The organism is Pectobacterium aroidearum (assembly GCF_041228105.1).
GTDB classification, from domain to species: domain Bacteria; phylum Pseudomonadota; class Gammaproteobacteria; order Enterobacterales; family Enterobacteriaceae; genus Pectobacterium; species Pectobacterium aroidearum.
In genome coordinates this window covers 2,405,658-2,424,593 of sequence record NZ_CP166097.1, presented here as the reverse complement: position 1 = coordinate 2,424,593, position 18,936 = coordinate 2,405,658, and the positions used below count along the sequence as shown (strand labels likewise).

The window sequence follows — 18,936 nt, the reverse complement described above, 5'->3', positions numbered from 1 at the left end:
GCATCATGTATCAAAATAATCATGCCAAAAAATATGAGCATAAATTGTGCCAATTCAAAAATTTTATTGATGTTTTGCTACAGCGGCGGCGGGAACGGGGATGAGAAGCATCAGGGAGAGACGGCCATCCTTTACACCTGATGAGACTTCGCCATTTTTGCCATATTGTGGTGCAATCTGATATTGCCTTGCACCACCTAAACGCATTGCGCGCTTGCTATCCGCGTGCCGATATCGACTATCGACACGCATTTCTTACCGATGATCTAAGCGATGTGTTACCGGGAAAGATCGACACAGAGGTATTTCATTTCCAGATAGTCTTCGATACCGAATCGTGACCCTTCACGCCCCAGCCCAGACTGTTTCACGCCACCAAACGGCGCGACTTCGTTCGAAATCAGGCCGGTATTGATGCCGACCATGCCGTAGTCCAGAGCTTCCGGCACCGTCCACTGGCGCACGGCATCACGCGTGTAGACATAGGCCGCCAGCCCAAACTCGGTGTCGTTCGCCATCGCAATCACCTCCGCTTCATCGCTGAAACGGAACAGCGGTGCCACAGGTCCGAATGTCTCTTCACGGGCAAAACGCATGTCGCGCGTCACCCCGCCGACGATGGTTGGTGTGAAGAACGTGCCACCCAGCTCATGGCGTTTGCCCCCCAGCAGCAGCGTTGCTCCGTGCGATAGCGCATCGGCAATATGTTGCTCAACCTTGCTAATCGCATCGGCATCTATCAGTGGTCCCTGCGTCACCCCCGGCTGCGTACCCTCACCGACCTTCAACTTGCGCACTTCTTCTACCAGTCGTTCGACCAGCTCTGGATAAATACCCTCTTGCACGTAGATGCGATTGGCGCAGACGCAGGTCTGCCCGCTGTTGCGGAACTTGGAGGCCAGAATGCCTTTCACCGCCAGATCCACATCGGCATCATCGAACACGATAAACGGCGCGTTGCCTCCCAGTTCCAGCGACAGCTTTTTCACGGTTGGCGCGCTTTGCGCCATCAAGATGCGACCGACTTCCGTGGAGCCGGTGAAGCTCAATTTACGCACCACCGGACTATCGCAGAGCACCTTGCCGACCGACTGCGCGTCACCGACGATGACCTGCAACACGCCGCGCGGAATACCGGCCTGCTGCGCCAGTTCAGCCAGCGCCAGCGCGGTAAACGGCGTCTGTTCAGCAGGTTTGACGATCATCGTGCAGCCCGCCGCCAGCGCGGGCCCGACCTTACGGGTAATCATCGCCGCCGGGAAATTCCACGGCGTAATCGCCGCACACACGCCGATGGGCTGCTTGATGACCAGCAGGCGCTGTTGCCCTTGTGGCGATTGCAGCACGCTGCCTTCAATACGTTTGGCCTCTTCCGCAAACCAGTCGATAAAGCTGGTGGCGTAGGCGATTTCCCCCCGTGCTTCCGCCAGCGGTTTGCCCTGTTCTGCCGTCAGCAGCGTAGCCAGGTCATCCTGATTATCCATAATCAGACGCGCCCACGCCTGCAACAACGCGGCGCGTTCTTTCCCCGTCTTTTTACGCCACTCAACCAGCGCCTGTTCAGCCGCAGCAATCGCCTGCTCAGTTTGTGACACCGTCACTAACGGTACGCTACCCAGCACCTCGCCCGTCGCCGGATTAGTGACATACAGACGTTCACCGTTGTGGCTGTCTTGCCACTCGCCGTCAATCAGGCAGTGTTGGCGGAATAACGCTTGCTGTTTTAGCGGTATAGTTGCTTTCTGTTGCATAGTTTCTCTTCTATCGTGTAAATACGCGCGTCAGGATGCTCATGGCCTTACTGAACTGATCGTCAGGCACCGTTAACGGATACAGGAAACGAATCACGTTGCCATGTACACCGCAGGTCAGCAGCAGCAGACCAGCTTCCAACGCGCTTTTCTGAAATTGACGGGTAATCTCTGCCGAGGGTTTTCCGGTGTGCGGATCGTTAAATTCCGCCGCCACCATCGACCCCTGCGCACGAATCGCCACCAGCGCCGGACACTGCGCTTTGATTTTCTCCAGCGTTTCCACCAGCGCAGCACCCAGACGCTGTGCCCGCTGGCACAATTTCTCTTCTTCAATCACGTCCAATACCGCCAGCGCGGAGGCCACCGACAGCGGGTTCCCCGCATAGGTGCCGCCCAGCCCACCCGGCGCAGGTGCGTCCATGACATCAGCACGACCGACGACGCCGGAGATCGGGAAACCGCCGCCCAGACTTTTTGCCATCGTGATCAGATCCGCTTTCTCCGCGTAATATTCCATCGCGAACAGCTTGCCGGTACGGGCAAAGCCCGTCTGCACTTCATCAGCAATCAGCAGGATGCCATGCTCATCGCACAGTCTACGTAGCCCGCTAATAAAGGCCGGTGGTGCGACGTTGAAACCACCTTCGCCCTGCACCGGCTCCAGCAGAATGGCGGCAACCTGATCGGCGGCGATATCGGTATGCATCAGACGTTCAACGCTTTCCAACGCCTGCTCAACGGTAATGCCGTGCTGTTCACTGGGGTAAAGCGCGTGAAAAATGGAGCCGGGGAACGGCCCGAATCCTGTGGAGTACGGTGCCACTTTGCCCGTTAGCGTCATGGTCAGCAGCGTGCGGCCGTGAAACGCGGCGTTGAAGGCAATCACACCGGGGCGTTTGGTGTAGGCGCGAGCAATTTTCACCGCGTTTTCCACCGCTTCGGCTCCGGTGGTAAAGAACGTAGTCTTTGCCGCGCCGTCAATCGGCGCCAGCGCATTGATGCGTTCGGCAAGGGTAACGTAGCTGCCGTAAGGCACAATCTGGTAGGCCGTATGGGTAAAGCGATCCAGTTGCTCGCGCACCGCAGCAACAATTTTCGGATGACGGTGGCCGGTGTTCAGTACCGCAATCCCGGCGGCGAAATCGATAAATTCTCGACCTTCAACATCCCACAGGGTGCTATTTTCCGCACGCTCAGCATAGAAGTCACACATGACGCCCACACCACGCGGCGTGGCGGCCAGACGGCGTTGATTCAGTTCGCTATTCTTCATGGTCTGCTCCGGTATCCCAAACACATCGGTTAGTCGTTGAACGATGGTGAGTCGAACGATGATTGTTAGTGTAGTTGCAAGATGATGATGTCATTTAGACGCGAGATGGTTCTATAATCCAGTGCCAGTTTTGAATATTTGAAGGATCCACTTTTGCGCTCACTTCTGACCGACTTATTGCTTCAGCGTTTAGCCAACCAGCAAGACGGTGCGCTAAACAAGCGTTTGTACGACTGCATTCGGCTAGCGATTCTTGATGGCGCGATTGCCGCTGGCGAGCGTCTGCCGTCGTCGCGCGATCTGGCGCAGCAGCTATCGCTGTCACGTAATACCGTACTGACCGCTTACGAACAGCTCCTGGCAGAAGGCTATATTGATGCGCGCAAAGGAAGCGGGACATTCGTCACGGAACAGTTACCCGATGGCAATATGCAACCGGTGAGCAACGACAGCGCCGGAGAAATCCGTGAACCTAAACATGAATTATCGCGTCGCGGTATGCATCTGCTGGGTTATGCCGGTGCCTCCGCCCGCCAATGGGGCGCGTTTATGCCGGGCATCCCGGATATCGCTAGCTTTCCTCACGATTTGTGGCGACGGATTCAGACGCGACTGACGCGCCGCGTTCGTCCCGAACAGCTTTCCTATTCACCGATTGGTGGCTGTCCCGAACTGCAACTCGCTCTGGTGGATTATCTGCGCGTCGCCCGCTCTGTCGAATGCACGCCGGAGCAGATTCTGATTACCGAAGGCACGCATCAGGCGATGGATCTGCTGGCTAAAATGCTGTGCAACCCCGGCGATTTGGCATGGATTGAAGATCCCTGTTACTGGGGGATTCGCAATGTTCTGACGATTAACGGCCTGCGAGTCGCCCCCGTTGATGTCGATGAACAAGGGCTGGCACCGCCGGAAACGCTGGCACCTGATGCCGTTCCACGCCTGATTTGCGTGACACCGTCACATCAATATCCACTGGGCGCGGTGATGAGTCTGGCACGGCGTCAACGTCTGCTGGCACTGGCGCAGGAGCACGGTTGTTGGGTGGTGGAGGATGATTACGATAGCGAATTCCGCTTCTCCGGCAGCCCGATCCCCGCGCTGCAAGGGCTACAGGCGCAATCACCGGTGATCTACATCGGCACATTCAGCAAAACACTCTACCCCGGTCTGCGTGTCAGCTACATGGTGCTGCCTCCGCTGCTGGCGCAGTCGCTAAAGACCGCACATTCCGAACTCTATCGCGGCGGTCACTGGCTCACACAAGCGACGCTCGCGCAGTTTATCCACGAAGGCCACTACGCCGCACATATCCGCCGCATGCGCCTGCTCTACGCCCGACGTCGCGCGCTATTGACGTCGTTGATTGAACAACATCTGGGCGCGGATTACGTTGGAGACAACAGCAACGCCGGGCTGCATATGCTGCTCAGTCTGCCTCCTCATATCGACGATGTCGTGCTAAGCGCGGCAATCTTGCGCCGTGGCGTGATGGTTAAACCCCTCTCCAGCTACTACCTGCAACCGACGCAACAGCGTGGTTTATTACTGGGCTACGCCAGCGTGGAAGAGAGCCAAATGACGAAGGCGTTTTCCGTGATTGTGGCCTGTATTCAGGCGCTGAATACCCGCCATTCCGACGTCTGATCGCCCTCGTATTCATCCAGGCCAGCACGCACCGTTACGGTGCCATTTGCGTCAACACGCCCCATAACAGCGCATCTGTGGTAGTGAACGATCGCGTTTTCGTGCATTGCGCGCGGTATTTTCTGTTCGCTTAGTATCCGGCATGGTTTATGCATTCTTATGAATAACAGTGACTGCCGGAGAGTGAAAAATGAGAAATTATGTCAGCTTCAGGAATGTTCAGAAGACCTATGACGGCGACCGTCTGATCGTCAAAAACCTCAATCTGGATATCCGTGAAGGTGAATTTCTGACCCTGCTTGGGCCATCCGGCTCGGGAAAAACCACCAGTTTGATGATGCTCGCCGGGTTTGAAACCCCGACGCAGGGCGAAATTCTGCTGCGCGATGCGCCGCTGCACCATCTTCCACCACATCAGCGTGACATCGGTATGGTATTTCAGAACTACGCTCTGTTCCCACATATGACCGTGGCAGAGAATCTCGCCTTTCCATTGTCCATCCGTCGCCTGAACCGCGCCGACATCAAAGAGAAAGTGGATCGAGTTCTGGATCGCGTGAAACTCACCAGCCTGGCCGACCGCTACCCCGCGCAGATGTCCGGTGGCCAACAGCAGCGTGTGGCGCTAGCCCGCGCGTTGGTTTTCGAGCCTAAACTGGTGCTGATGGATGAACCGCTGGGCGCGCTGGATAAACAGCTGCGCGAGCATATGCAGTTGGAAATCAAGGAGCTGCATCAGTCGCTGGAGTTAACCGTGGTGTACGTCACCCATGACCAGAGCGAAGCGATGACGATGTCCAACCGCGTCGCCGTGTTTAACGATGGCGTGATTCAGCAGATGGATAGCCCCAGCGATATCTACGAAAAACCGGAAAACGCCTTTGTGGCACAGTTTATCGGCGAAAATAATACGCTGCTCGCCACACGCGCCGAGGCCGAAGGCGCATTCTACCGGGCAACACTGGACGACGGCACTTCACTGCGTGCGCTGAAAGTCCGCCCCAGTTCGCCGGGTCGAAAAATTACGCTTTGCATCCGCCCGGAACGCGTTCACGTCAACGCGCCCCACGTCGACGACAGCATGCAGCAGGTCAAAGCCCGCATTCAGCAGTTCATCTATCTGGGCGATCACGTCCGGATGATGACGGAAGTGGCTGGGCAACCGCAATTCATGGTGAAACTCCCCGCCAGCGAGATTCAGTCGCACTGGAAAGCCGGCACCGAAGTCAACTTGTCATGGCAGCCAGAGCACCTGCGCGCGCTGGATAGCATCATCACTCATTAACTGACAAAAGCACGGATATGAATCGCACGCAGTGCGCAAAAATGGGCGCACTGCTTTTTACCTCACCCCGTCACTCTTGCTCTCTGACCATCAGTATTAACCATAATCACCTTCCCCACGCCCCTTCACATGCAGTTTGAAGAATGACCGATATACTCTGAGGTTATTTTAACTCGATAATACACCTACCAAAAAAGCATTTTGTGGATAAAAAACTTAGCATATTCATCATAATATTTTCGGTGATAATGAATATTATTAAATAGACAGGAGGAAACCCCGTTAAAGAATAATTTAACAATCACAATAGAACGTTCGACAAAACCGTAGGAAATATAATCAGAAGTAAAATGATAAAAGGATTTTTCATTATGCTTTCAGAATATCATGCCCCCCCCATTATAAAAACATTCTACCGCCCTATAGAGGTTGCTATTCGTTGGAGTTATTTAATACCATCAGAGTCTGAAATACTTGATAAATTCGATGAAGCACCGCTAACTTTCTTACATTATTCTGCTCAAATGTGGCCAAAACTGTCATTAAACCACGAAAGAGTGATTGATGGGCTCATCAATGGGGAACTGCGGCATAGTAAACGCGGAGTGACCAGTTCAACCCCCATAGACTTAAGCGATCCCGATTTATCCATTCGTCATATCGATCTAAAAAACTGGATGATGTCATATTATCCAAACGAGAAACCCGATTTTTTATTCTCTCCAGAGGAACAATTTTCCGCCATAACAATAAATATGAATTCGGTGCATATACTTTTAGCCGAATTAGAGGTGATGCGTATAAAGAACAACCACCTTGAAACCCAGCATAATAATATACAAAACGATTACCTTTCACTAAAAGCTATTTGCGCATCAGCGATGCTGAATTCAACGCAGCCTGCACTGGGAGAACGAAGTGAAAGTACATATCTGACAGTTATTGGGGCATTAATTAGCCTTTATAATAAACATTCACCTTCAGGCCAGGCATATACGCTTTTTACCTCTCAGGATGCGGTGATTTCTGCCTTAATTGCTCACTATGGCGATAAAAGGGGCATTTCCAAAAGCACGCTTGAAAACAAGTTCGCTCAGGCAAAACGTCTACTCAATAACTCATAGTTTTTACCCTTACCAGGGTCTACATCACCCCAGCTAAGGTGAAAACCACATACTCTTTTTACATAGTAGATATCCACATCATTCTATTACGTCTGAGGGATAATCTACTATCATGCATAAACAAGCTCGTTTTGCATTAGCGTATCTTACGCCATTTCATACCCAGCAGATCTCGTCGCCCCTTAGAAAACCACGACCATCATCTTTTGCAAGTAGTCTGTGCAACATTCTCATTCTGCTGTGGACTCTCACATTCTGCACCTCAGGAATCGCCTTAACAATTGCAGAAACACGTCATCTGGTCGACCGCACTGGATTTGGCACAACCCCACAGGATATTGAACGTTTCAAAGAGATGACGCGGGAACAAGCCGTGGATTATCTGCTAAGCACACTCGATGCGCCTTTTTACACTCTTCCCCCGGCTTTCGTGCAGAAACCTTATCCAGATTACTGGCAGGAAGGCTGGCGAGAGCAAAATATGATTTTCTTCCGTATCAACGAAATTAACCAGCTGCAGACGTGGTGGGTACAGGAAATGATTCTGACACCCACTCCATTTGCCGATCGCCTCACGCTGTTCTGGCACAACCATTTCGTTTCCCGGTTTGACAACACCCTCATCACCGCCCCTTTTTTCGATCAGCTCACTCTATTTCGGCAGGTCGGTAGCCAGAGCTTTCGCCTTCTGATACGAAAAATACTCCAAGACCCCATGATGCTCAGCGGGTTGGATAACACCTCTAATACACGCCAGAATCCTAATGAAAATCTTGCAAGAGAATTGATGGAGCTCTTTACCCTAGGAGAGGGTAATTACAGTGAAAATGACGTCAAACAAGTGGCCCGCATTCTGGCCGGGCATGGTGTCAACGCCATGCAGCAATGGCGTTATCGATTTGACGCCATTGCGGCGGTATCTGGCGAAAAAACGCTGCTAGGCAAGAGAATTCAAGGAACACCCGATGAAGAACTCGATCAGCTTGTTGATGTTTTATTGTCGCAACCCCAAACGGCAACGCGTTTAGCAGGAAAGTTTTACCGCGCCTTTATTTCGCTAGAGGATAACCCTGAAACGGTATCCGCATTAGCACAAAATTTACGCAATAATGACTATGCGATGAAACCGTTCATACGTGAATTGTTGCTCAGTCCCGCTTTTTGGCACGAGCGCAATCGTGGAGCATTGGTCAAATCCCCGCTGGATCTTATCGTCGGTTTTTCTCGCACGCTGTCGCTGGTGTTGCCCGATCAACAGATCCTACTTGATTATCTTCAGACTCTGGGACAAAGCCCCTTTATGGCTCCCTCAGTGGCGGGATGGGAAGAGGGAATGGCATGGCTTGATAGCAAGACACTGGTCGATCGTACCAGAGTGTTAACCCGACTGTGGTCTGCTGTAGAAAATCCGCCGCCTGACAATGATGGGTTAATCGTGCGTTTTTCATCCGAAAGTCGTGGGCTACCTGCTCGCTTTATCGTCACCGCCAATGGGCAAAAGCTTGCCAGAATTACTGCAAAGATCGGGGCAGATACCCGGCAAGAACAAACTTCCAACGAGCCAGGAAATCTGAAACCCATGTGGGAAACCGTCGCTATTCTCTTACCCAGTGGATCCGCAACATTGGAAAATGTCACCATTACGATGGATGCAGATGAACCCGATACCCATTTATTTATCAATTGGATTTCCTTCAATGGCTATCGTTTTTCTCCCCATCAAGCCAGTTGGGTCATCCCGAAAGGTTCCTCCTGCCAGGCAGATTCACCGTTAGGATCTTTTTACTGCAACCTGAGTTTATCTTTTGACCTTACTCTACCGGTTGGGAGCGAAGAGGCCAGTCTGATCGATCGGAGTACGCCACTCAACGCCAACATCGAATACGGTACAGGTCGCCTAAAGCCGCAATTTAGTCAATCGGGAAGCACGCTACCCACTAGCGTCACACCTTATGCCCGTATATCTCCTCATTCACTACTGGCTATCTCGCCTTTTAGACAACCCGTCAGTTGGGATAACAGTGCCGTGACCTTAAAGGCACTGACACTTGACCCTGCATTTAATATGAAATAGATAAGGATATCTGCTTATGTCAGCACCGTTTATACCGTCACGGCGTTTACTTCTCGGTGGGCTTGCCGCAGGGATATTAACAACCATGCTTCCCCTGCGCGGGTTCGCCAAAAGCACCATTCCTATTAATAAGCATTTGATCGTCATTGAATTATTTGGGGGAAATGATGCGTTAAACACGTTGGTTCCCTATCGGGATCCGCTCTATCGACATTATCGCCCTATGCTAGCGTTAAAAGCGCACGAATATGCGCCTTTAAACGACGATTTAGCTTTTAACCTCGCCTGGAAAAAACTCGCTCATGTATTTCAAAAGGGGGAGTTAGCGGTAATACAAGACGTGGGTTATCCGTCGCCCAATCTGTCTCATTTCAGTTCCGCCGCAATATGGGCCAATGGCGCTGATACCCCGACGCTGAAATCAGGATGGGCTGGTCGCGTTCTGAGCACCTCTTCACGTGAGGAGCGGTATCATGATACCGATGGCATTATTCTCTCTGGCGATCAGTCTTTACTTATCCATCCGACGATCCAGGCGCTGACGCTTCAGGATAGTCGCGCCCTGCTTAGCACCGATTTAACCCTGGCCTCCTCCCAAACCAATGATAACCGCCCTCCCGCAGCACAACACATCCTGCGGTTAATGGAGAGTACCAGCACGATAAGTCGACGAATTCAAAATAAGCTGCGCAATCAGAACCATTTCACTCGTCGATTTACCCACGACGGCTACATTGAACCGCAAAATGCCCAAGCGGCAACAATACTCTGGCTTATAGAGAATAATGTCCGTTCACCGCTGTACAAAATCAGTTTGTCTGGCTTCGATCTGCATAGCAATTTGCGCGGTGAGCATGAACGCCAACTCAGCAAAGTAGAAACGTTAATGCTGGGGCTACGGCAAGGACTCATCGATATTGGCGCCTGGCAGGACAGCCTGATTATGGTGCACTCAGAGTTCGGACGTCGGCCAAAAGAAAATGCATCGGGCGGAACCGATCACGGCACCTGTGGGCCAATGTTGTTATTGGGTGGTCAAGTCGAGGGGGGCATCTGGGGAGCCCGCAGCCCACTCGATAAGTTGGATAGCGATGGCAACCCTTATTTCTCTACCGATTTCCGCTCGATATACGCCGCCGTCGCCGAACGTTTTTGGAAACTTCCAGTGACTCAGGCTGGGGGAACGCCGCTCTCTCCTCTGAATATTCGCCTTTAACCGATCGCCTTATTTCTACGGGACACCCTTGTATGAAAAAAACCATGGCACTGAACCATCCGACTACGATCACCGATAGCGATAACTGGCAAATGCTGGCAAAAATCCGGCAATCCTGTCGTGATAATATCCATATAAGCGGAGGCCTCCCCGCCGGACAAGCCGATATTCTCGTGTGCCTCACGCTGTATAACGAACCGGCTCCCATGCTTGCCGATACGCTGGCAGGGCTGGTTCGTAATCAGCAAGAGTTAACCACAACGTTTACCAATCGTCCGCCCAACCTCATCATTTGCATCCTACTTGATGGCACCGACAGCGCTCACCCATCAACCGTCTCGCTTTTAGCCTCGCTGGGATTACTGCCAATGCAAACGCCCACATCGGACAAGCAGAGCAATTCATTGACGCTTCAGGTCAGCGAACAGTCCACCTCTCATATTCTGCGCTGCTGTGATCAATCTGGGATAGCTGAAAGCGCGGAGCAGAACATGACGCTACTTCTTGCCAACAAGCGCCATAATGCAGGAAAGCTGGATAGCCACGCCTGGTTTTTTTGGGGTGTAGGGCGTGTCGTTAAGGCCGAATTTGCCATGCAGATCGATGCGGGATCGGTCACTGAGTCAGCATGTTTGATACAGTTGCTACAACATATGTGGCGAGATCCTTATTGTGGGGCCGTCACAACGCGCGTGATGCTCCCGGTTCCTACTGATGCAAACCTGGCGCAGAATTGGCAATATGCCGATTTTATTTGGGAAAAAGTCAGTGATTGGGCCATCGGCAGTGCTCTGCATTATCTGGAAGTGGTTCCTGGACAATGCAGTATGATTCGATGGAGCCAATTTTGTGAAAATCACGGACATCCGCACGCGCCGGTTGAGGCCTATCTGCGTGGGTTAATTCCCCAAGGTTTATTAGAGCGTAACCTGTTTCTAGCGGAAGATCGGGTTATGGGGTTTGAACTGGCCACACACCATCAAGGGAGTGGGGTACGTTATGAGCAAGGTGCCGTTGTACGTTCAGACCCAGCGCCTACCTTCATAGAACTTCTGCGCCAGCGACGACGTTGGGTCAATAGTACCCTTGCCGCTCGCTTACACTCGTTATCCCGATTGCCCGAGGTGATAACGCAGTCCTCTCTTTCGCCAATGCGACGCTGCAATGTTACGCTTTCTTTACTTTGGGGAATGTTACAGTTTATTTCTCAATTTATGATGCCCTCATTTAGCGCCATTTTGCTCGCGGCAGGTGTACACACATTTGTCAGCCGTATCCTGCCAGACGCCAATCCGTCACTTAACACCACTGCAGCCATAGGTGCGGCACTGCTTTTTATTGTCATCTGGATCGGAACGCTCTGTATGAACCGTAGAGCCACGTTGAATAATGAGGCTGGCACGTGCTACCACATCGCTGCGATGTCGGTACTCGGAGGATTACTGGGAGCAGCATGTATCCTGGCACTGTTGGAAACCTCCATAACGAACGTCAGCCTCATGGGCGTGGCTCTGTTACTGCTTTGCCTTGCCATTGGCCTGCATTCATGGAGTTATCTACGGCAGTTCCTACGCTGGATGCCCCTTTACCTCATTCTATTACCGATTTTCAGCCTCTATCTGACAACCTACTCTATCGCCAACATTAATGATGTCAGTTGGGGAACCAAAGGCTTGACCACTCATCAGTCTGGGGATAATAAACAAAAATCGTGGGCGGCCACTCGCGACAAACTGCTATTTATCTGGGGTGCCGGTTCACTGACCGTCGTGTTACTGTTCTTGCTGGCACTCCCTAACACGCAATGGATGTTCATTATCCAATGCGCTGCCATGTTTTTCTGTGTTCGTATAATACTGTCATCCATCACCAGCATCGGTGCCAGTCTCACCAAACGATTGCGCATGCGGCGTAAACACGCATCTGTTCCCTTTGTCGATCGCGTTGAATATCCCGTCTCCTCTTTGCTCCCTATCGTCAGGCCGGTTTTCCCACCTTTCGAGTCCTTCTCGTCGATCATAGAAGAGAGTCTTACCCGCGGTAATGTCACCAACAATGGCCCCTATGTTCGCCAATTAGAAAGTCGGTTAACTGAATATCAATCGGTTCCCACACGCGTATTCTGTAACGGTGAGCAGGCATTAATTACCCTGTTACTGGCAGCAGACATTAAGGGCAAAGACGTTATTGTCCCCTCATTTACCTTTGCTGGCACGCCTCATGCTGTCGTTATGGCTGGGGGGACGCCAGTTTTCGCTGATATTAAAAGCCAGGATTGCCCGCTGCTGGATCCCAACGATGTTATACGTCGCATCACTGCGAATACTACCGCGATTGTCGCTGTGGACGTTTATGGCTATGCCAGCGACTATGCCGCATTACAACAAATTGCGCGAACCCACGGACTGCGTCTGTTTATCGACAGTGCCCCTGCATTTGGTACCACGGTTAATGGACAACGGATCGGTGGCTTCGGCGATGCACAAATTTTCAGTTTTCACGCAACGAAGTCATATAACACCATTGAAGGTGGCTGCCTATGCAGTCATGACGCGGAGCTCATCAAACGTGCCGAAGCGATTCGCAATTTCGGGCAGGATGCATCTGGTATCTGTGTACTTCCTGGATTGAATGGCAAGATGAGTGAACTCAACGCGATTATCGGGCTGGCACAACTCCCTTATCTGGAATCCCAATTAACATGCCGTCGGCAAGCAGCATCGCGTCTGATTACGGGTATGACTTCCATTCCCGGCCTGACCCCCTGCTTACCCCCAGAAGGGCAATCCCCTGTCTGGCAATATCTCCCCATTTACGTAGATGCGAAGCGTTATGGTATGAGCCGTAATGACCTGCAACACGCGCTGCATGCACAAGGGATCATGGTGCGCAGCTATTACGCACCAGCCTGTCATCTCATGCCCGCCTATGCACGGAAGCCGCAGGCCTCACTCCCACAAACCGAACTTCTGTCTGCATGTGTTTTGGCATTGCCAATTTACAACGACATGACGGAGAAAGAATGCGAACTCATCCTTACTTCACTCAGCGCATTAGCCCTTTCTCCCCTCACTCACCATGTTGCTGAAGGAGTACACGCATGAAAAACACGATATTGGTCGCTGGCGCAGGTGGCTACATCGGCATACCGCTATGCCATTTATTAATTAATCAGGGATACCGCGTGGTGGCCTTCGATCGCTTTTACTTCGGCCAGCCCGTATCAGAAATGCCACAATCTCCAGAATTCCATACGCTACGTGGCGATATACGCCACATCACCCCCGATATATTGCACAATGTTGAAGCCGTCATCGATCTCGCGGGATTAAGCAACGATCCTGCCGCACAAATATCGTCCACGCTCACCCATGCCATCAATTACGACGGCGCTTGTCATCTCGCCAATACGGCAAAAAAGGCGGGTGTTCAGCGCTACATCTATATGAGTTCCGCCTCGGTTTATGGTCGTTCTGGTGCAGAATCAGCAGATGAAGAAATGGAGTGCAAACCACAGAGCCTCTACGCGGAGCTAAAACTGAATGTTGAACGAGAACTTATTCGGCTAAGCGATACCACCTTTCAGCCAATTATTCTGCGTAACGCCACAGTGTTCGGCCTGGCACCTCGTATGCGCTATGACCTCTCCGTCAATATCATGACGCGTATGGCCGTGCGGGAGAAATTCATTACCATTGATGGTGATGGCCTCCAGCACCGTCCGTTTATTCACGTTCAGGATGTCGCCCGTGCCGTACTACTCGCCTTACAGCTTGATCTCCCACTTTCAGTGCCCCCCGTTTTTAATATTGGTGGCGACTCGTTAAATCACACCATCAACAGCATTGCTGCCATCATCACCGAGGAAATTCCCGAGGTGAAAATCGTTCATCACCCTCTATCTCTGGATACCCGTGATTATCAACTCTGTTTTTCCCATGCGAGAACTACGTTAGGTTTTTTACCTACACGCAGCATTCGTGATGGAGTAAGAGAAATTGTTCATGTGCTAACTACCGATCAGTTGGCGGGAACACAGCCGACCTGCTTTACCGCACAGTGGTACACGGATTTAATTGAGTGGGAGAAACGCTTACAACCTTTGCAGCTAGATGGGCATCTTTTTTAGGTTTATACAGATAACATTGATGGCGGCGGGGTTGTAAAACAATCCCGCCGCACAGTCACACCAACACGGAGGTAACAATTAAAACGAAGAAAATAATTATCTTTATACTGAATAATTTTATTTAGGTAATTAATGCGTGACTAATCACAACTCAAAAATATCCTGTTTATTAATGACAGAATATCGCTGGAGTTTTTTCCTGATATCTATTTAAACTCAATACAGTTTCAAGTGCGATCCCTTCCTATTTCAAGTTTCAGGTACGTTATTCAATAATAACGTTTTATTCTGCAACACGAATTATTTAGGGCACATTCTAATGGATGGAAATCTCAATATAAGGGAATCGGTATGGATACGCCGCACTTCTTTGCCCTGTCTGGAAAAACCGCGCTCATCACCGGAGGATCGCGTGGGTTAGGGTTGCAAATTGCCGAAGCACTCGGTGCACAAGGCGCTCATATTATCCTCTCAGCGCGCCACGCCGATGAATTACAGACCGCGCAGTCACACCTCTCCTCGCTGGGTATTCGTGCCGAATGGATTGTCGCCGACAATACGCAAGACCGCGATATTGAACGCCTCGCAGAGGAAGCTATCGCTAAAACAGGTCAGATAGATATTCTCGTCAATAATGCCGGTACAGCATTCGGTTCCCCGGCGGAAGACCATGCGATTGCTGACTGGGATCGCGTCATGAACCTGAATATCCGCAGCCTGTTTTTATTAACGCAGAAAATCGGTAAAGGCAGCATGATCCCCCGCCGCTATGGAAAAATTATTAACGTGGCATCGCTTGCTGGTTTACAGGGTAATCTGCCCGGCTGGCTGGAAGGCATAGCCTACAGTACCAGCAAAGGTGCCGTGGTGAATTTTACCCGAGCATTAGCGGGCGAATGGGGAGAATTTAATATCACCGTCAATGCACTCGCGCCCGGTTTTTTCCCTTCAACGATGACGCAGAACCTGTTGAATCGGCTTGGCGTCGATGCGCTGGCGCAAAAATCTCCACTGCGACGCATTGGTGATGATGAAGACTTAAAAGGTGCTGCGATCTTATTTGCTTCCGACGCCAGTAAATATATTACGGGCCAAATACTTTCTATTGACGGAGGTATGAGCGCCATATAAATCCCTCCGCATTATTAGCTCTACCCTAAATAATTCGAGTTTCAGGCAGGTGGAAAATCTGCCGACAGCAGATTTGAACGCAGCTAACACCCATGCAGCGTGAAGTATGACGGATATAGATTCATGTACGGTGTTTTTCAGTCGAGCTAATTACAGGAGTAATAGCGATGAAAAGTTGCTTTGATGGATGGTCACCACAGGTTATTGATAGTGAAGATAAAGCGGCCGTTATTGCGCATCTCGAAAAATATCGATTTGCCATCGTTACCAGCGAATGGGAATACGATGATACTGACTTCAAAAAAATATCAGCGCTTTATTCGCTGGGGGAGATTTATCAGTCAGCCTTTAACCGTCAGGAACATAAAGAAGGCGTTTCCACATCTGGGGTAAATCAGATTGGCGGGCTCTCACACGGCACGCATATGGTTTTCAATAGTACCTCACACCTTTCTCTTCATACCGATGGTTCTTATATCCCGATTGGGAGCATAAAAACGTCGATTCTTCTGTGTAAGCAGCATGCCAGCCAGGGCGGTGAAACCGTGCTGTTCGACAGCGTTTCCGCCTTTCAGCAGCTTCAGGCTGAACACCCTGATTTAGCGAATATTCTGCTCGAAGAACAGATTTTCCGTCGCCGTTCAACCGGCACACAGTCAGGGAAACAGTATGCCCATATCGGCCCGGTTTTTCGTCGCGATCGCGACGGTGGGTTTATTGGTGGCTTTACGCTGGATATGACCGCCGACTGGGAGTATTCGCGCGGCATCAACCCGCGCGTTGTCGAGGCCGTCGAGTATCTATCACAACTGGCCGCTGAAGGTAGCCGCTATCACCTGACATTCCCTCTTTATCGCGGGCAGGCCTTGATCATGCGTAACGATAAAATCTCTCACGGACGTCATGCCTACACGGACGATCCCGCCCATCCGAGAACGCTGCTGCGCGGAATGTTCACCCGCGAACCAACCCTGATCGCATAATCAAGGAGAGAGAATGACCGATCGTTCAATGACAGAATCCGTCTTAGCGGCACGTTGGGATGGCTGGCTGACGTGCCCGCAAGAGCACCTCCACGCTCGGATGCGGGATGAGTTAGCCGAGACGCCGATCAGCGAGAAAACGCTGGCAGCCATGCTGGCCTTCGTTCATGAATACCGACTCAACGGCGTAAACTGGAGTGCTCAGGGTATACGCGGAGACGAAGTTCAGGATCAACTACAAGGCCTCCAGCACGATGCACCGCCGTATTTTGCGCTGTTTTGCGAGAAAATTGCCCTTGCTGAAAAATATAAATGGGTCGGCGGCAGCGTGGATGCAGACGTTCTGGCAGCACAAACCCGCTATCAGAAATTTGCTATCGTCTCCACGCCCAGAGCGGGCACCCACCTACTCCGCACGCTGCTAGGTTCCCACCCGAACATTGAAATGCACGGTGAAGCGTTCAACCGCTTTGGTCAACATTTGTTGCCCTATTCCGTTAAAGACACCGCTATTGAGACGATCCTGCATCGACACCTGTTCAAACCCTATTTTGAATACGTCGAGGCGGTTGGTTTCGTACTGTTTCGGGATCTTGATACTACCTGGGGTGATGCGCCGATTTGGCCTGCCTTGCAGGCGATCCCCGACCTGAAACTGATCCTGCTGGAAAGACAAAGTCGGCTACAGCAATTCGTGTCGTTGAAGAAAAGCCTGCGCGACCGTATCTGGTACGTCGGTCAGCATGACAGCCGCCCGGTTTCTCATGAGAAAATGGCGGTATCGCCCGATGAATTAACAGCGTTCATCGATAACAATCTGGAAAATCAGGCTGCGTTTTATCAGGCTTTTCAGCACCACGACATCCTCAGTCTTGACTACGAAACGCTGATGTCAGCACCCGATCGTGTTGCCAGCACGGTACTGTCCTTTTTGGGGATTTCCGATTTCAGGCTCTGCGCCGGCACAGGGAAAAAAGAGACCCGATCTATTGATACGATCGTGAGTAACGTTGACGACCTCAGAACCACGCTGACAGGGACAAAATATGAATCCTACCTCTAACTCATACTGGCCGCCTTATACGGCTCTCGCAGAGAAAGACGAACGCCCGCTGATTCATCGTGGTGAAGGGGTTTATCTCTACGATGAACGCGGCCAGCGCTATTTTGACGGGATGTCCGGCTGCTATAACCACTGTCTGGGGCACTCTCACCCTGAATTCATTGCCGCCCTGCAACAGCAACTATCCACACTGATTCATGCCTGCAATATCTATTCAAATACCCAACTCCCCGGTGAACTGGCTGAGAAACTTGCCGCGAAGCTCATCGGTACGGGTCTGAGCAAGACGTTCATCGTCGGGAGCGGCAGCGAAGGCGTTGAAAGTGCACTAAAAATGGCCTGGCAATATCAGGTCAACCGCTCCCATCCGGCGCGAACGAAAATCGTGGCGATCAACGGCGCGTACCACGGCTGTACACTCGGCGCGATGATGGCGACAAGACGCCCGTTTATCAATGAAGGCATTTTACCGTCTCTGCTCGACAGCAATACGATCACGATGCCCCCGCCTGAACATCTCAGCGACATCTGCGTCTGGGAAACGCTGCTGGAAGAACAGGAATCGAGCATCGCTGCCGTCATTATTGAACCGATTATGGCAATGGAGGGCACTCGGCTCCTGCCGGAGGGCTTCCTGCAACAGCTCTCGCGGTTAACAAAGAAACACGACATTCCGCTGATCTGTGACGAGGTCTACTGCGGCGTTGGCCGCGCGGGAACATTCTGTGAATCAGTCGCACAAGGCGCACAGCCTGACATCGTCATTTTCAGCAAGTGTCTCGGCGGTGGCGTTCCTATCACCGCCGTACTTGCCACTGAAGCCATTACCGACAGCTTCACCGGACAAGCGCCGCCGTTTTTCCGCCACGGTCATACGCAATCCGGCAACCTGCTAGGCTGCCGCGCGGCGCTATTTGTCATGGATTATCTGGAGGCACATCACCTCTACGATGCGGTCACGGCAAAGGGAAGGACGCTCCTCCAACTCGCCAAACAGCATTTCCCTCAAACCGAGGGACTGATCAGCCTGCAAGGCAAAGGCCTGATGCTGTCGATGACATTTGCCTCTCTCGAACAGTGCGGCCGCGCGCAGGCGGCGATACGTCAGCAGGGTGTCATCGTTGGCGCAGCAGGCCCGTACCTAAAATTGGCACCGGCCTTCACGATTTCAGCCAATGAAACCGAGGAACTGATTCAACGTATGACTACCGCACTGGGAAGCCTCTGATGGGCGTTAGCCGCCGCTATCGGGTGTGA

At 51.7% G+C, this 18,936-nt stretch carries 13 protein-coding genes; 11 read left to right on the top strand and 2 right to left on the bottom strand.

Annotated features, from left to right (window positions below; genetic code table 11):
• Positions 1–278: 278 nt before the first annotated feature.
• Together AB8809_RS11155 and AB8809_RS11150 are read right to left on the bottom strand one after the other, a co-directional pair.
• Entirely contained in the window at positions 279–1,751 is a 1,473-nt protein-coding gene (locus AB8809_RS11155) for an NAD-dependent succinate-semialdehyde dehydrogenase (RefSeq protein ID WP_349855985.1), read from the bottom strand.
• A 10-nt stretch (positions 1,752–1,761) separates the two neighbouring features.
• A complete protein-coding gene (locus tag AB8809_RS11150; protein ID WP_349855986.1) occupies positions 1,762–3,027 on the bottom strand; it encodes a 4-aminobutyrate--2-oxoglutarate transaminase in 1,266 nt (421 codons plus the stop codon).
• Between the two features lie 153 nt (positions 3,028–3,180).
• On the opposite strand from AB8809_RS11150, the gene AB8809_RS11145 reads away from it, so the two are divergent.
• The 11 genes from AB8809_RS11145 (at position 3,181) to AB8809_RS11095 (ending at position 18,907) form a co-directional block, all read left to right on the top strand.
• Complete coding sequence (locus AB8809_RS11145) at positions 3,181–4,674, top strand: PLP-dependent aminotransferase family protein (protein ID WP_349855987.1); 1,494 nt, start codon at positions 3,181–3,183, stop codon at positions 4,672–4,674.
• A gap of 190 nt (positions 4,675–4,864) precedes the next feature.
• Positions 4,865–5,959, top strand: a complete 1,095-nt coding sequence (locus tag AB8809_RS11140) for an ABC transporter ATP-binding protein (protein WP_349855988.1) — start codon at positions 4,865–4,867, stop codon at positions 5,957–5,959.
• Between the two features lie 371 nt (positions 5,960–6,330).
• Positions 6,331–7,083, top strand: a complete 753-nt coding sequence (locus AB8809_RS11135) for a hypothetical protein (protein WP_349855989.1) — start codon at positions 6,331–6,333, stop codon at positions 7,081–7,083.
• Positions 7,084–7,195: 112 nt separating this feature from the next.
• Positions 7,196–9,157: a DUF1800 domain-containing protein gene (locus tag AB8809_RS11130; RefSeq protein WP_349855990.1), complete on the top strand. Its 1,962-nt coding sequence runs from the start codon at positions 7,196–7,198 to the stop codon at positions 9,155–9,157.
• 16 nt (positions 9,158–9,173) lie between these two features.
• Complete coding sequence (locus AB8809_RS11125) at positions 9,174–10,373, top strand: DUF1501 domain-containing protein (RefSeq protein ID WP_180779669.1); 1,200 nt, start codon at positions 9,174–9,176, stop codon at positions 10,371–10,373.
• Positions 10,374–10,405: 32 nt separating this feature from the next.
• Positions 10,406–13,477 carry a DegT/DnrJ/EryC1/StrS family aminotransferase gene (locus AB8809_RS11120; protein WP_349855991.1) on the top strand — a complete coding sequence of 1,024 codons (3,072 nt, stop codon included), beginning with the start codon at positions 10,406–10,408 and terminating at the stop codon, positions 13,475–13,477.
• Positions 13,474–14,502 (top strand): NAD(P)-dependent oxidoreductase, encoded by a 1,029-nt coding sequence (locus AB8809_RS11115; RefSeq protein ID WP_015840466.1) that lies wholly within the window; start codon positions 13,474–13,476, stop codon positions 14,500–14,502. The genes AB8809_RS11120 and AB8809_RS11115 overlap by 4 nt, the downstream gene beginning before the upstream one ends.
• Positions 14,503–14,853: 351 nt before the next feature.
• Positions 14,854–15,633: an SDR family oxidoreductase gene (locus tag AB8809_RS11110; protein ID WP_181844877.1), complete on the top strand. Its 780-nt coding sequence runs from the start codon at positions 14,854–14,856 to the stop codon at positions 15,631–15,633.
• Between the two features lie 167 nt (positions 15,634–15,800).
• A complete protein-coding gene (locus AB8809_RS11105) occupies positions 15,801–16,616 on the top strand; it encodes a TauD/TfdA family dioxygenase (protein ID WP_349855992.1) in 816 nt (271 codons plus the stop codon).
• Between the two features lie 13 nt (positions 16,617–16,629).
• Positions 16,630–17,679, top strand: a complete 1,050-nt coding sequence (locus tag AB8809_RS11100) for a Stf0 family sulfotransferase (RefSeq protein ID WP_225182491.1) — start codon at positions 16,630–16,632, stop codon at positions 17,677–17,679.
• Positions 17,663–18,907 (top strand): aspartate aminotransferase family protein, encoded by a 1,245-nt coding sequence (locus AB8809_RS11095; protein ID WP_349855993.1) that lies wholly within the window; start codon positions 17,663–17,665, stop codon positions 18,905–18,907. Before AB8809_RS11100 ends, AB8809_RS11095 begins: the two co-directional genes overlap by 17 nt.
• Positions 18,908–18,936 lie beyond the last annotated feature (29 nt).